Annotated in this window: 10 protein-coding genes and 1 pseudogene; 4 read left to right on the top strand and 7 right to left on the bottom strand. The window is 73.7% G+C overall.

The annotated features are described in order from the left end of the window. Window positions 1–56: 56 nt before the first annotated feature. On the bottom strand, window positions 57–1,511 hold the full coding sequence (locus ACSIH6_RS24295) for an NCS2 family permease (protein WP_435110616.1): 1,455 nt from the start codon (window positions 1,509–1,511) through the stop codon (window positions 57–59). Window positions 1,512–1,756: 245 nt separating this feature from the next. Here ACSIH6_RS24295 and ACSIH6_RS24290 point away from each other — a divergent pair, with 245 nt between their 5' ends. Together ACSIH6_RS24290 and ACSIH6_RS24285 are read left to right on the top strand one after the other, a co-directional pair. Continuing rightward, window positions 1,757–2,011 (top strand): DUF2530 domain-containing protein, encoded by a 255-nt coding sequence (locus tag ACSIH6_RS24290; protein WP_150253874.1) that lies wholly within the window; start codon window positions 1,757–1,759, stop codon window positions 2,009–2,011. Between the two features lie 54 nt (window positions 2,012–2,065). Continuing rightward, a complete protein-coding gene (locus ACSIH6_RS24285) occupies window positions 2,066–3,562 on the top strand; it encodes a DUF7059 domain-containing protein (RefSeq protein ID WP_435110615.1) in 1,497 nt (498 codons plus the stop codon). A gap of 33 nt (window positions 3,563–3,595) precedes the next feature. Here ACSIH6_RS24285 and ACSIH6_RS24280 read toward each other — a convergent pair whose 3' ends face one another. Further along, a complete protein-coding gene (locus ACSIH6_RS24280; RefSeq protein WP_435110614.1) occupies window positions 3,596–4,219 on the bottom strand; it encodes an SRPBCC domain-containing protein in 624 nt (207 codons plus the stop codon). Window positions 4,220–4,235: 16 nt separating this feature from the next. After that, on the bottom strand, window positions 4,236–4,589 hold the full coding sequence (locus ACSIH6_RS24275) for an ArsR/SmtB family transcription factor (RefSeq protein WP_435110613.1): 354 nt from the start codon (window positions 4,587–4,589) through the stop codon (window positions 4,236–4,238). Window positions 4,590–4,648: 59 nt separating this feature from the next. Here ACSIH6_RS24275 and ACSIH6_RS24270 point away from each other — a divergent pair, with 59 nt between their 5' ends. Next, complete coding sequence (locus ACSIH6_RS24270) at window positions 4,649–5,533, top strand: MOSC domain-containing protein (protein WP_435110611.1); 885 nt, start codon at window positions 4,649–4,651, stop codon at window positions 5,531–5,533. 163 nt (window positions 5,534–5,696) lie between these two features. Here ACSIH6_RS24270 and ACSIH6_RS24265 read toward each other — a convergent pair whose 3' ends face one another. The 4 genes from ACSIH6_RS24265 to ACSIH6_RS24250 all read right to left on the bottom strand — a co-directional run bounded on the left by ACSIH6_RS24265 (window position 5,697) and on the right by ACSIH6_RS24250 (window position 12,134). After that, a complete protein-coding gene (locus ACSIH6_RS24265; protein ID WP_435110610.1) occupies window positions 5,697–9,038 on the bottom strand; it encodes a sacsin N-terminal ATP-binding-like domain-containing protein in 3,342 nt (1,113 codons plus the stop codon). A gap of 280 nt (window positions 9,039–9,318) precedes the next feature. Beyond that, complete coding sequence (locus tag ACSIH6_RS24260) at window positions 9,319–10,074, bottom strand: DUF3027 domain-containing protein (protein ID WP_017563570.1); 756 nt, start codon at window positions 10,072–10,074, stop codon at window positions 9,319–9,321. Window positions 10,075–10,355: 281 nt separating this feature from the next. Next, window positions 10,356–10,739 carry a cold-shock protein gene (locus ACSIH6_RS24255; protein ID WP_435110609.1) on the bottom strand — a complete coding sequence of 128 codons (384 nt, stop codon included), beginning with the start codon at window positions 10,737–10,739 and terminating at the stop codon, window positions 10,356–10,358. A gap of 573 nt (window positions 10,740–11,312) precedes the next feature. Beyond that, window positions 11,313–12,134 (bottom strand): hypothetical protein, encoded by an 822-nt coding sequence (locus tag ACSIH6_RS24250; RefSeq protein ID WP_435110608.1) that lies wholly within the window; start codon window positions 12,132–12,134, stop codon window positions 11,313–11,315. Between the two features lie 164 nt (window positions 12,135–12,298). Between ACSIH6_RS24250 and ACSIH6_RS24245 the strand changes: the two are divergent. Next, window positions 12,299–13,172 (top strand): annotated as a pseudogene (locus ACSIH6_RS24245) (helicase); the annotation flags it as partial.

Here is a 13,172-nt window from a genome sequence, read left to right as displayed (position 1 = left end):
CGGAGTCAACGCCGTCCACCGCCGCCGGAATTCCCGTACGGCGCGAAGGCCGTGCCTCAGCTGATCAGGGCGTTGATCGGCGCCTCGGCGAAGTGGATCAGGAAGACCAGCGAGATCAGCCACAGCAGCGGGTGGACCTGGCGTCCCTTCCCCGTGACCAGGCTGACGAAGGCGTAGGTCAGCAGGCCGAACCCGATGCCGTTGGCGATCGAGTAGGTGAAGGGCATCATGATGATCGCCATGAAGGAGCCCAGGCCCAGCGCCGGGTCCGTGAAGTCGATGTTGACGACCTGGACCATCATCATGAATCCCACGATCACCAGCACCGGCGTGGCTGCCTCGAAGGGCACCAGGTTCACCAGCGGGGTGAACAGGGTGGCCAGCATCATCAGGGCGCCGGTGACGATCGGCGCGATACCGGTGCGGGCGCCCTCGCCGACGCCCGCGGCGGACTCGGCGTAGATGGTGGCCACCGAGGCCGAGCCCAGACCGCCCAGGACCGTGCCGATGGAGTCGGCGGCCAGCACCTCGCGGGAGCCTTCGATGTTGCCGTCCTCGTCGGCCAGGTCACCCTGGTGGGCGACACCGACCATGGTGCCCATGGTGTCGAAGAAGTCGGCGAGCAGCAGCGTGAAGATCAGCATGACCACGGTGGCGATGCCGATGTCGGCCCAGCGGGAGAACACGTTGAGACCGCCGTCGGCGAACATGCCGATGAGCGAGAAGTCGGGGAGCGCGACCAGTCCTCCGCCGGTGGGCAGGGTCGGGACCGTCAGGCTCCAGCCGAGGCGGTTGTCGCCGCCGCCGAACAGCGACTCCACGAGGAGGGCGACGAGCGTGGAGACGATGATGCCGATCAGCATCGCGCCCGGCACCTTGCGCACGTACAGGGCGACGGTGATCAGCAGACCGACGACGAAGATCAGGATCGGCCAGCCATGGAGGCCGCCGTTGCCGAGTTGGACGGGGGTGCCCTCACCGGCCTGCACGAAACCGGCGTTGACCAGGCCGACCAGGGCCAGGAAGAGGCCCACGCCGACGGCGATGGCGACCTTGAGGCCGGGCGGGATGGCGGCGAAGACCGCGGTGCGGAACCCGGTGAGCACCAGGATCAGCAGCAGCACGCCCTCGATGACGATCAGCAGGAAGACGTCGGACCAGGGCATGACCGGCGCGATGCCGTAGGCGACGACGGCGTTGAGTCCCATGCCCGCCGCGATGGCGAAGGGGTAGCGGCTGACGACGCCCATGAGCACGCAGGAGATCGCGGCGACCAGGGCGGTGACCGCGGCCACCTGGGGGATGCCCAGGGTCTCTCCGTTGACGTCCTCTGCCGTACCGATGATCAGCGGGTTGAGGACGACGATGTAGGCCATGGCGAAGAAGGTCGCCAGGCCTCCGCGCACCTCGGTGCCGACGGTGGACCCGCGCTCGGAGACGCGGAAGTAGCGGTCGAGGGGGCCCGACGGCCTCTTGCCGGTGCCGCTGGGGGATGGACTTGGAGTTTTCACGTCGTCAGCCTGACCTGGTCGTACTTACGGGACAAGAAGGATTCTGCGTCAGGTTAGTTGCATGTTCACACAACCCCGGCCACACCTTTCCCCGGTTTTTCGGAGGAAAGACCATATGGCCGGATGATCGGCTTCCCGGATGTGACGAATCCGTCCCCGTTCCCTCCCCGCTCCGTCCCCGCGCGGCGGGGCGGCCCCCGTCGCGCACACCCCCTTCCCCCGCGGTGAGCGGATAGCCTGGGACCGTGCGCAAACCTCGCCAGCCCGACCCGGACGTCCACGAGAGCGACTACCGCGTGCCCGCCGCGATCGGCACCCTGGCGTGGACGGTGGCGCTCGTGGTCCTCATCGCCCTGGGCGACGGGCTGCCCGCGACCGAGCGCTGGTGGATCGGCGTCTGCGTGACCGGGATCGCGTTGGGCGTGTTCGGGTTCCTGTACATACCGCGCCTGCTGCGCAGGCGCTCCGACGCGGCCGAGCGCCGGGCCGACCACTCCTGACCAGCGCCGGGCACCCCCCGGCGGGGCACCGCGGTTCTGCCCGATAATGGGCGGGTGTCTGAGACGAGATTTCCGCGCGGTCTGGCCGAGCGACTCCGCGGCATCCTCATCGACGCCGACTACACGGTGTCCGGCGTCCGTGACCGCCTCGGCGACGCCGCCGCGCGCGCACTGGCCCGTGAGGAGCTGGTGCCCGCCCTGCGCGCCACCGGCGGCGACGAACGGCTCGGACTGCTGCTGCGCCTGTGGTGGCTCCGGTCGCCCATCCCCGCGCGCGCCGCGCGTTCGATCCTGCCCGTGGACGAACTGGCCGAGGCTGGCCTGGTCACCGTGGAGGAGGGCGGAAGCGGGCCCGTCGTGCGCGCCCTGGTGCACCTGGGCCCCTGGGAGCTGGAGGACGGCAGACCCGGCTTCGTGGTCTCCGATCCCAAGGTGCGCCCCGGCAGCGGTGCCGTTCCCGCCCCCGACCACGTGGTGGGCGCGGGCGGCGCCTCCTCCACCCTGTCCCAGCTGATCGTGGGCGGGCCGGTCGAGCGCGCCCTGGACGTGGGCACCGGCTGCGGGGTGCAGGCCCTGCACCTGGCCTCGCGGGCGCGCGAGGTGGTGGCCACCGACCTCAACCCGCGCGCCGTGCGCCTGGCCGGAATCAGCCTGGCCCTGTCCGGGGTCACCGACGCCCGTCTGGAACAGGGGTCGCTGTACGAGCCGGTCAAGGGCGAGCGCTTCGACCTGATCGTGTCCAACCCGCCGTTCGTGATCACCCCCGACTCCTCCCGGTACACCTACCGGGAGTCGGACCTGCCCGGCGACACCGTGTGCGCCGAGCTGGTGCGGCAGGCCCCGGCGCACCTGACCGAGGGCGGCTGGTGCCAGATCCTGGCGAACTGGGTGCACCGCGACGGCGACGACTGGGAGGACCGGGTCGGCGGCTGGGTGACCGGGACCGGGTGCTCGGGCTGGGTGGTCCAACGCGACGTGCAGGACCCCGCCGAGTACGTGGAGCTGTGGCTGCGCGACTCCTGCGAGCACGGCACCCCCGAGTACACCCGCCGCTACGACGCCTGGCTCGACTACTTCGAGCGCGAGGGCATCAAGGGCATCGGGTTCGGGTGGATCTGCCTGCGCAACGACGTCGCCCAGGACGCGACCGTGCGCGTGGAGGAGCTGCGGCACGAGATCGAGCGGCCCGTGGGCCCCTACCTGCCCGACGTGGTGGACGGGGCGATGACCGCGCTGCGCCTGACCGACGCCGCGCTGCTGTCCGCGCACGTGGCGCTCGCGCCGGGCGTGGTGGAGGAGAGGGTGGGGCGCCCCGGCGCGCCGGACCCGGAGAAGATCCTGCTGCGCCAGCGCGACGGCCTGCGGCGCGTGGCCCGCGTGGGGACGGTGGAGGCCGCCCTCGCCGGGGTGTGCGACGGCACCATGCCGGTGGGCCCGCTGCTGAACGTGATCGCCGAGCTCATCGGCGAGGACCCCGCGCTGGTGCGCGAGCGCACGCCCGACGCGCTGCGCACCCTCATCTCGGAGGGGTTCTTCCGGGTGGCCCGCTGACCGGGGCCGCCCGGACGGACGGCCCCGGCGGGCTCAGGCCTCGGGCTCGGCGGTGAAGAAGGCCACGGTCCGCTCCGCCGAGGCCCGGGCCTCCTCCGGGTCGGCGCCCGCGGCGGCGTGCGCCTCACCCCACAGGCGTCCGCTCAGCTCCATGAACCAGCGGGCCTCCTCCGTCCTGTCCCAGCCCGCCGTCTCCGACGGCATGTCGGTCCCCGAGGCCAGGTGCAGGCCCAGGCCGAGGAGCCCCAGCTCCCAGCCGATACCGGTGGCGCCGGGGCCGTACTGGGCCCAGAAGTCGTTGAGCGGCGCGAAGTGGGTCAGCGCGAAGCGGGTCCGCTCGTCCGACAGCGCGGTCAGCCTGACCTCCACCTCGCTGCTCTCCCCGCCGTACTCCCACGTCACGCGGAAGGAGTTCGGCGGGTCGCACGAGAGCACCCGACCCCCGGCGTTGCCCTCCAGCTGGTAGGTGCCGCCCTCGCGCAGGTCGCCCGTGACCGGCAGGAACCACCGGGGAAGGCGTTCGGCGCTGGTGCAGGCGTCCCACAGGTCCCCGATCGGCGCGTCGTAGTCCTGGGTCAGCGTGACGGCGGCGTCGGCTCCGGCGCCGTTGAGTTCGACCGTGCGGCCGACCGCGTCGATCTGCTTCCGGACGTCCATGGTGTACTCCCCCTGCTCATCGGTCCCGCCCCTCGTCGGCGGACTCCCGGCGTTCGCGCCTTCCCCGGGCCAGTTCGGTCTCCAGCGCCATCAGCTGGGGCTCCCAGCGGGCGGCGAAGCGCCGCAGCCAGGCGTCGACGTCGCGCAGCGGCGAGGGGTCGACGGCGTAGAGCCTGCGGGTGCCCTCCCTGCGCACGGTGGCGAAGCCGTTCTCCCGGAGCACGCGCAGGTGCTGGGAGACGGCGGGCTGGGAGATGCCGAACTCGGCTCGTACGACCTCGGTCAGCTCGCCGGAGGAGTGCTCGCCCTCGTTGAGCAGCTCCAGCAGGCGGCGCCGAACGGGGTCCCCGAGGACATCGAAGGCGTGCATGACCTCACTGTATAAGCAAACACCTATATAAGCCAGCCTTGATGCGATAGCGTCTGCCCATGGCCCGAATCGAGGAACTCGTCCACTATCCGGTCAAGGGATGCGCGGGCACGTCCGTGCCCTCCGCCGAGATGGCGCCGACCGGCCTCCCGCACGACCGCGCGTTCATGGTGGTCGACGACGCCGGGGGTTTCCGCAGCCAGCGCAACGACCCCCGCATGGCGCTCATCCGCGCGGGGGTCACCGCGGACGGCACGCGCCTGAGCCTGGGGTGGGGCCCGGAGCCGGGCACGAACTCAGGCGCGGACGGGTTCGCGCCCCTGGAGGTCGAGGTCGACCCCGGGGGCCCGCGCCTGGACGTGACCATGCACCGGCAGCCGTTCGTCGGCGTGGACCAGGGCCGCGAGGCCGCGGACTGGCTGTCGGAGGTGCTCGGCGCGCCCAGCCGCCTGGTGCGGGTGCCCGACGACCACGACCGCCGTGTGGACGGGATGACCCCGGGCACCAGCGCGTTCGCCGACAGCACCGCGGTGCTGATGGTGTCGCGGGCCTCCCTCGACCTGCTCAGCGAGCGCATCCTCGCCCGGGGCGCCGAACCCGTGCCGATGAACCGCTTCCGGCCCAACATCGTGGTGTCGGGTTGGGCCGAGCCGCACACCGAGGACCGCGTCCGCGCCCTGCGCCTGGGCACCGCGGAGCTGGGCTACGCCAAGGTGTGCGTCCGCTGCGTGGCCACGACGGTCGACCAGTCCCGGGGCGCCAAGGCGGGACCCGAACCGCTGCGCACCCTGGCGGACTACCGCAGGGCCCAGGGCGGGGTGGCCTTCGGCGCCAAGTTCGCCGTCACCCGACCGGGATCGCTGGCCGTGGGCGACGAGGTGGAGGTGCTCGCCTGGGACGAGGCCCGGGACGAGGACGCGGACCTGACGAGCGTTCCGGCCTGACCGCTGGCCGCCGCACCCGGCCGGGTGCGGCCGAGGAGTTGCGCTCCTCACCCCTGGGGCCGGAACCGCGTCCTTCGTCGTCGGCCCCGGCCCGGAGGCCGACCGGGCCTGCGAACCGGGGCCGACCGGCCTCCGGACGCTCCTGTGAGCGTCGGCGACGGCCTCAGTCGTCCAGGTCGGCCTCGGCCAGCAGCCTCGCCGCCGCCCCCGGCTCCCGCAGCGCGTCGGCCAGCACGTGCCTCCTCGACCACTGCCCCGCGCGCCAGCACAGCGCCCGGGCCAGCCCGTCACTGGTCGAGGCGTGCGCCGAACCGTCCGCGACGTACCACTCCACCTCCACCCCGTCCACCGTGAGCGTCTGGTGGTGCAGGTAGGTGCGGTCGGGCTCCCCCGCCGGGTCGAGGAAGAGGTCCGCCTCGTCCGGGACCTGGCGCATCTGCCCCGCCGAGCCGACCCTTCCGGTCACGACCTCGCTGGCCAGGTCCAGGTCCAGCACGTCCGCCACGGCCTCGGCCGTCTCGGCCGGGGCGAGCACCAGGGCCCGCTCCTGCTCCTCCAGCAGCGGCAGCAGGTCCGGGGAGTCCACCACGACCGCGTCCTCGGCGTCGGCCACCACGATCGACCCGCCCCGCACCGCACGCACGCGGGACGGCGGGGTGACCAGGTCGGTGTCCACCCCGGCCAGGGCGGCCCACACCCTGCGCAGCGACGCGCGGTCCACGTGCCGCTGGGGGTCGGCCAGCCGGGTGAGCAGGTCGTCCGCGCCGTCCGGATCCGCCAGAACGTCGTCCAGGGTGGTGCGCACGCCCAGCGCGCGGGCGAACTCCGGGTCGACGTCGGCGCTCACCTCGTCGTACAGGCCCACCAGGGCGGGGTCGGCGTCCCCGATCCGCAGCCCCGCCGGCGCGCTCCCGCCCAGCAGTGCCCGCGTGCGCAGCCACCAGGCGGTGTAGGAGGGCACGTCCGTCACGCGGCCGTCGGGCAGCAGCACGCGGGCGGGGGCGGTCACCGCCTCGCGCAGCGGCCCCTCGGCGAGCATGGCCAGGGCGCGGGGCCACTGCTCGTCGGCCACGTAGTCGAGGTCGACGACGCACACCAGCTCGGGGACGACCGGCGGCAGTTCCGGGTCGCCCACGCGTTCGAGGACCTCGTCGGCCCAGTCCTCCAGGCCGTCCGGGCCCTCCTCCCCCGCCGCGCCGTCGAAGGCGGAGGCCAGGTCCTCGCCCAGCGCGACCTCCTCGGCGCGGACCGCGGTCAGCTCCCACAGCGCGCCGACCGCGCGCAGGACCTCGGTCCCGTGCCGTTCGACCAGGTCCGGGTGCACGGTGCCGAAGGGGGCGTCGTCCACGAGGAGGTCGGCCAGGGGCGCGCCGGGCACGAGGAGCTCCGCGGCGACCGAGTAGCCGTCCTCGTCGTCGCGCAGGGCCAGCTCGGAGAGCCAGGGCACGTCGGCGACGCCGATCCCCGAGGCCGAGACCAGGTCCAGCACGGCTTCGGCCACGGGGTCGGGGTCGTCGGCGTCCAGGGAGGCGCGGACGGCGGCCTCGGTGCGCCCGTCGCGCAGGACGGTCGCGGCGCTGGCCTCCACCGCGCCCAGGCGATTGAGGAGGGGGTGGACGGCCTGGGGGTGCACGACGCGCACGCCCAGGGCCGCCAGGGCGTCCAGGGGCCCGCGTTCGCCCCAGTCGTCCCGTGCGTCCCAGCCGTCCCTGACTCCTCGGCTGTCCCGACCGTCCCGGGCACTCCGATCGTCCCGGCTGTCCCAGCCGTCCTGCTCGTCCCGGCCGTCCCAGTCGTCCCGCTCGTCGTCCCGCGCGCCGCCCGCCGTCGCCGACCAGTCCTCCGAGGGCACCAGCAGCGAACGGGGTCCGCGCACGAGCCTTCCGTCGGCCAGCGGGACGGGCAGGGCGCCGAGCTCGTCCAGGTCGGCGCCGCCCCTGCCCGCCCGGTCCAGGGCGGCGTAGAGCGAGGCCCACCAGCGCGGGGGCCGGTCGGTGTCGGCGAGCAGGTCGGCGACGTCGGCCAGCCCGAGGCGGTGGACGCGCAGGGCGGCCAGCGCGGGGTGGCGCGAACTCCAGCTTCCGGGCAGCAGCCGGGGAACGAGTTCGGACAGGACGGAGACGAGGTCGGCGGAGAGGCCGTCGGTCCCGCCCGGCCCCCCGGTGTCGAGGAGTACGGCGTCGCGCGGGGCGACGGGCGCACCGGCCGCCGTCACCAGGAACGGGGCGTCCTGGAGGGGCTCGGCCACGCGGGCGCGGAAGACGGCGTCGACGGCGCCGCCGCCGACACGGGTTCCGGGCACCAGGTCGAGCGCCGCCCGGGGGTCGAAGCGCCGCAACAGGGCGCAGTAGGCCTCGGCGGCCTCCATGAGCAGCAGGTCGGTGGCGGCCCCGGGCTGGACCGCGCGCCGGTCGCTGCCCAGCGGGAAGGTGCCGATGAGGACGGCGGGCAGGTCGAGTTCGGTGTCGGTGGGCGTGGGCGCGTGGACCACGGGCTCGACGTCGGCGGGCAGGGCGGCGACCGCGCCGTCCTCGTCCACGGGGACCGCCCACATCAGCGACCACGACGTGCGGCCCCGTTCCTCGGTGGGGCGGTCGGCGAGCAGGGCGGGATCGAAGGCGCCCGAGCGCTCGACGGTCCGCCAGAGGGTGGCCCGGGTGCCGTCGCCGTCCAGGTGCGCGGTGACCAGGTCGGCCGTTCCGGTGGCCTCCTCACGGGTGAGGACGCGCTCGGCGCCCTCGACGTCCACGCGTACCTCGACCAGGCCGGGCAGGGCGAGCAGGAGCGCCTCGCCGGTCCGGTCCAGGAGTTCGCGCACCCGGTCGCGCGCGTGGTCGTCGCGGAGCAGGAGGGTGACGACGGTGTCGTAGCCCTCGGCGCCCTCACCCGGGGCGGAGAGCCCGACTGCCCCTCCTCCACCAGGGGCCCCGGAGGCCCCCCGGCCAACGGTTTCGGCGGGGAAGGGCAGGCGCAGCATGGGCACGTGCCCGGAACGGTGCTCCACCTCCTCCGCGAGCCCGCCGTGGACGCCGTCGTCGCCCAGCAGGGCCGTGACCGCGGCGCGGGCGGCCTCGGCGCTGAAGCGGACGGCCGAGCCGCCGGAGTCGACGGTGACGTCGTCGCTGAGCGCCGCCACCGCGGAGAAGCCCACGCCGAAGCGTCCGGCGGAGCCCTGTTCACCGCGCTTGGTGGAGGCCCGCAGCGTGGCCAGCGACTCCACCCCCTCGGCGGTCAGGGGGGCGCCGGTGTTGGCGGCGGTCAGCCGATGGCCGGTCAGCGCCAGGCGCAGCCGTCCCGGGACGCCCGCGCGGCGGGCGGCGTCGGCGGCGTTCTGGGCCAACTCGACCACGACCCGGTCGCGGTAGCCGCCGAGCGCGAAGTCCTCCTCCGCGTTGGCGTCCTCACGGAAGCGCGCGGGGGCGTCGGCCCACGCCGCGAGGACGCGTCGGCGCAGTTCGGCGGTGTTGTAGGGATCGGCCACCGAAGCGGTCAGCGGCTCGGCCATGGTGGTTTCCTCCTGCGCTGCGGGCACGGCCCGGCACGGTGCACCCGGGGCGGGAGCGGATGCGGTAAACCGACCCTAGCCCACCGGAGCGGAGGGCTGGGGTCGGATCGTGCGGCGCGGCGGCACAGCGGCGGGAGGAGGCGGCGCGTTCGGACAGCACAGGAACGCGGCACGCACCCGGACAGCGCCGGGTACACCGGCGTCAGACAGCGCTGGCCCACGTCGGCGTCAAACAGCTTCGGGGACGTCGGTCCTCAAACAGCGCTGGCGTACGCCGACTTCAAGAATCGGAGGAGACCAGTTCCAGCTCGGCGGTGTCGTCGAAGACGATGTGGTCGTAGCCCATCTCGTCGACGACCGGCTTGACCGGATCGTTGCGCGACTCGGGGCGGCGCACCTCGGAGTGGGCGCCGCAGCCGTGGTCCATCGAGACCACGCGGCCGTCGTCGGGGGCGTACTCGTTGGTGCACACACCGAACATCTGGCGCAGCTCACCGGCGAGCGGTGTCATGAAACCGCAGGTGAGGCAGCGGGCGGGCGCGGCCGTCGCGATCGGGCTGCGCGGGCCGCCCTCGCCGTTGTACCAGCGCTCCGCGGCCTGTTCGCGTCCGACCTCCGAGAGCACCTGGCGGCGTCCCAGGCCCAGCTCCCACATCACCTGCCGGTCCTCGCCCTCGGCGTCCAGCTCGCTGTCGGGCACTTGGGCGTAGCCGGGGACGAGCCGCTCGTCGTCCTCCTCGGCGGGCAGCAGGTCGCCCACGCCGAGATCGCCGGGGCGCAGCCGCTCCTTCCAGGGCACCCACTCGGGCGGGGCGAGGGCGCCTTCGCCGGGCAGCAGAACGACCTCGTTCACCGTGACCTGTCTGGCGCGCGAGGCGCGGACCACGGTGACGGCGTAGTTCCACCCCGGGTAGGCGGGGTCCAGGCAGGTGAAGAGGTGAGTGACCAGGCGGGTGTCCTCGACTTGGGGGGCGAGGTGCTCACCCACCCACTCGGGTCGCCCGACCTCGGCGGCCACCGAGCGAGCCAGCTCCACCGCCTCGATACATGCCTTGTCCGGTACAGGAGAACGTCGAGTAGGGCTCACGCCCCCATTCTCACTGATCGCGAGCACCGATTTGACCATAACGAGGGTCAAGGTTCGCCCGATACATCCTCCGGAACCGGTCTCGGACCTCTGACCACCCGGGAACCGGAGACACCGAACCGGACCGAGGCAAACCAAAGCAGACCGAACCCGCCGGACCGGACCGAATCCCACCGGCCCCGTCACCCGGGTGCGTCGTTTCCCACCGTCCCCGGGGACACGGCAGCCGCTCAGGCCTCCAGGTCGTCGGCGACCACGCGCAGCACGGAGGCGACCCTGGCCGCATCACGGCGCTCGGGGTGGCGTCCCCGGCGGTAGCCGTTGGACAGGCCCTCCAGCAGCTTGATGAGGTCCTCGGTGATCACCACCATCTCGTCCGGCTTCTTGCGCCGCGCCCTGACGACCGAGTGCTGGTCCTCCAGGAGCTTGACCTGGAGCGCCTGGGCGCCCTTGCGGCCCTCGGCCACGCCGAACTCGACCTTCTGGCCAGGGCGCAGCGACGCGGTGCCCGGAGGGAGCGAGGAGGAGTGCACGAAGACCTCACCGCCGTCGTCGCGGGTGAGGAAACCGAAACCCTTGTCGCCGTCGTACCACTTGACCTTGCCGGTGGGCACCTGGGGACCTCATGCTTTCACTGGCGGGCGCGCCGGAGACGGGGCGCGGGCGGGTGCGGTGGGATCCGCGCCGTCCGCACGTCGCCGGGACGCCCCTGGTTTTTCCACGGGTGTCTCCAAAGTAGTGCCCGCGGGCTCACCGGCGCGAGGGTATAAACAGCCGTCGATCCCCGCCCACGCCCGGCGGGGCGGGGCTTGCCGGGGCACGGCGCGGGCCCTGGGGACACGGCGAGGAGGCCCGGATGCGGATCATCCGGGCCTCGCGACACCGACGGCGGCCCCTCACCGCTGGGTGCGGAGTGTGGGACGGGACTCGGCGGAGACACGGGCCGCCTCGGCTGCTGTGGCGACCGGACTGGAGGCCCGGTCACCGGTACTGACGCGACCGCCCAGCGAAAGAGGCGGTGTACCGACATGACTACCCGAATCCGTGTGTTCGGACTCGCGGTAACGGGCCGACCGGAAAAGGTTATTCCCCAGCGTTTGCCAAGCAATGACCAGCGGGACCAGGCCGGTGAACTGGGACGACACCGCGCACGCCTCGACGCGGCACAGCGCTTCGCGCGCACGGCCTCAGCGCGCCGCGGCGTCCGGCGCGGGCGGCGCCGATCGCGACAACCGGGAGTAGAGGTAGACCACGCACACCAGGGAGGCCACGCCGAGGCCGATGACCCCGGTGGCGGTCAGGGACTCCTGGACGTACTCGTCGACGAACTCGGCCTCGCCGCTCCACAGGGCCATGCCGAGCGCGCAGGAGAGCAGGGGCAGGCCCACGCCGATCCACTTGTCCCGGGCGGGCCACACCTGGCTGAGCAGGATCAGGGCCGCTCCCAGGACCCACAGGAAGGCCAGGTCCCACCACCAGGGCACGGCCAGCAGCAGCAGGAGCAGGGCCGCGGCCTCGGGCGGGTGGCGGCGCGCCACCGCCACCGGGCCGCCGCGGCCGGTCCGAGCCCCCTGGCCGGGCTGGTCCGCACGTCCGGTCCCACCGCTTCGGCCGGACCCGTCGCCGCGGTCCGCGCGGCGGCCCCGGATACGCATCTCCGTCTGGCCGGGCCCCTCCAGAAGGGACCTGAGCCCGCGGTTGGGGCCGCCCCGCCAGGGCGGCGGCGGCCGGTCGGCGTGGCGCGGCCTGGAGGGGATCAGCTCGTCGTCCTCGACGTCGAGGTCGCGGCCGTCGAGGTCCCGCTCCACCAGGTCCCGGGGCGTGCCGAGCCCCCTGAGGATCCCCCGGACGGTGTCCACGTCGTGTCCCGCGGCGGCGCGGCGGGCGTTGATGCGCGAGCGCACTCCGGCGAGGTAGGCGGTGCGTTCCTGCGCGGTCATGCGACCGTGCAGCTCCAGGCCGACCTCGGACAGATAATCGAGTACCAGTTGTTCCGAGCGCTGGGTCATGCCCCCATATTGGCTCAGTATGACCTGGCTTTTAAGCCCTACTTCTCAGTTTCGGTCACCGATTTTCCTTCGGATACGGTCTGCTGCGGTGTGCCGGAGGCAGTCGCGGAAGCCACAGGGGACGGACGCGAACACCGGGGCCCTGATCGCTTAGCGTTGAACCGATGAGCGACAACGCACCACCCGACGGGCGCGAACCGGGCATGGGGGACCGCACGGCCCCCGCGTCGGGCCGTCCCCCCACGTTCACCTCCTGGCTGCGCGGCAGGTCGGACGACGCACTCGTCGCCCTGCTGCGGGCCCGCCCGGACCTGGCCCAGCCCGTCCCGGCCGACATCGGCGCGCTCGCCTCACGGGCCACCACCCGCAACACCGTTCTGCGGGTCCTGGAACGGCTGGACCGGTTCACGCTCCAGGTGCTGGAGTCGGTGGTCGCGCTCGGTGACGACCGGATGTCCGAGCCGGTGGGGGTGCCCGCCGCCGACCTGGCCGACGCGCTCGGACCGGTGGGGGTGCGCGAGGCCGACCGGGTGGACGGGACGGCCAACGCACGGGCCGGTGCGTCGGCCCACGACGCTGTGGACGGACCGGTCGGCGCGGCCCTGGACACCCTGCTGCGCCTGGCCCTGGTCTGGCCCGACCGGGGGCGGCTGCGCCCCGTCCAGGTGCTGCGCGACCTGCTCCCCCAGCCCGCCCAGCTCGGCCCGCCCGCGCGCGTGCTGCTCGCCGCGCTGCCGCACGGCGCCGTCAGGAGGCTCGCCGACGACCTCGCGCCGGGCAGCGCCGAGGACACCCCCGTCGAGGCGGTCGCCGCTCTCCTGTCCGACCCGAAACGGGTCGCGGTCCTGGTCGACGGAGGGGTCCACGGGCACGCCGAAAGCCACGCAGGCGCAGGAGTCCCGGAGAGCGCGGGAAGCACGGGGAACCCAGGCAGCACGGGGAGCCCGGGCAGCTCACGGAGCACAGAGGGCCCGCACGCCCCACGGATCCAGGCCGACGCACCGGCCCCCGGCGCTGACCGGTCCGGGCCGGTCAGCG

The organism is Nocardiopsis synnemataformans (assembly GCF_965343085.1).
GTDB classification, from domain to species: Bacteria; Actinomycetota; Actinomycetes; order Streptosporangiales; family Streptosporangiaceae; genus Nocardiopsis; species Nocardiopsis alborubida.
This window is presented reverse-complemented; position numbering and strand designations above follow the sequence as displayed.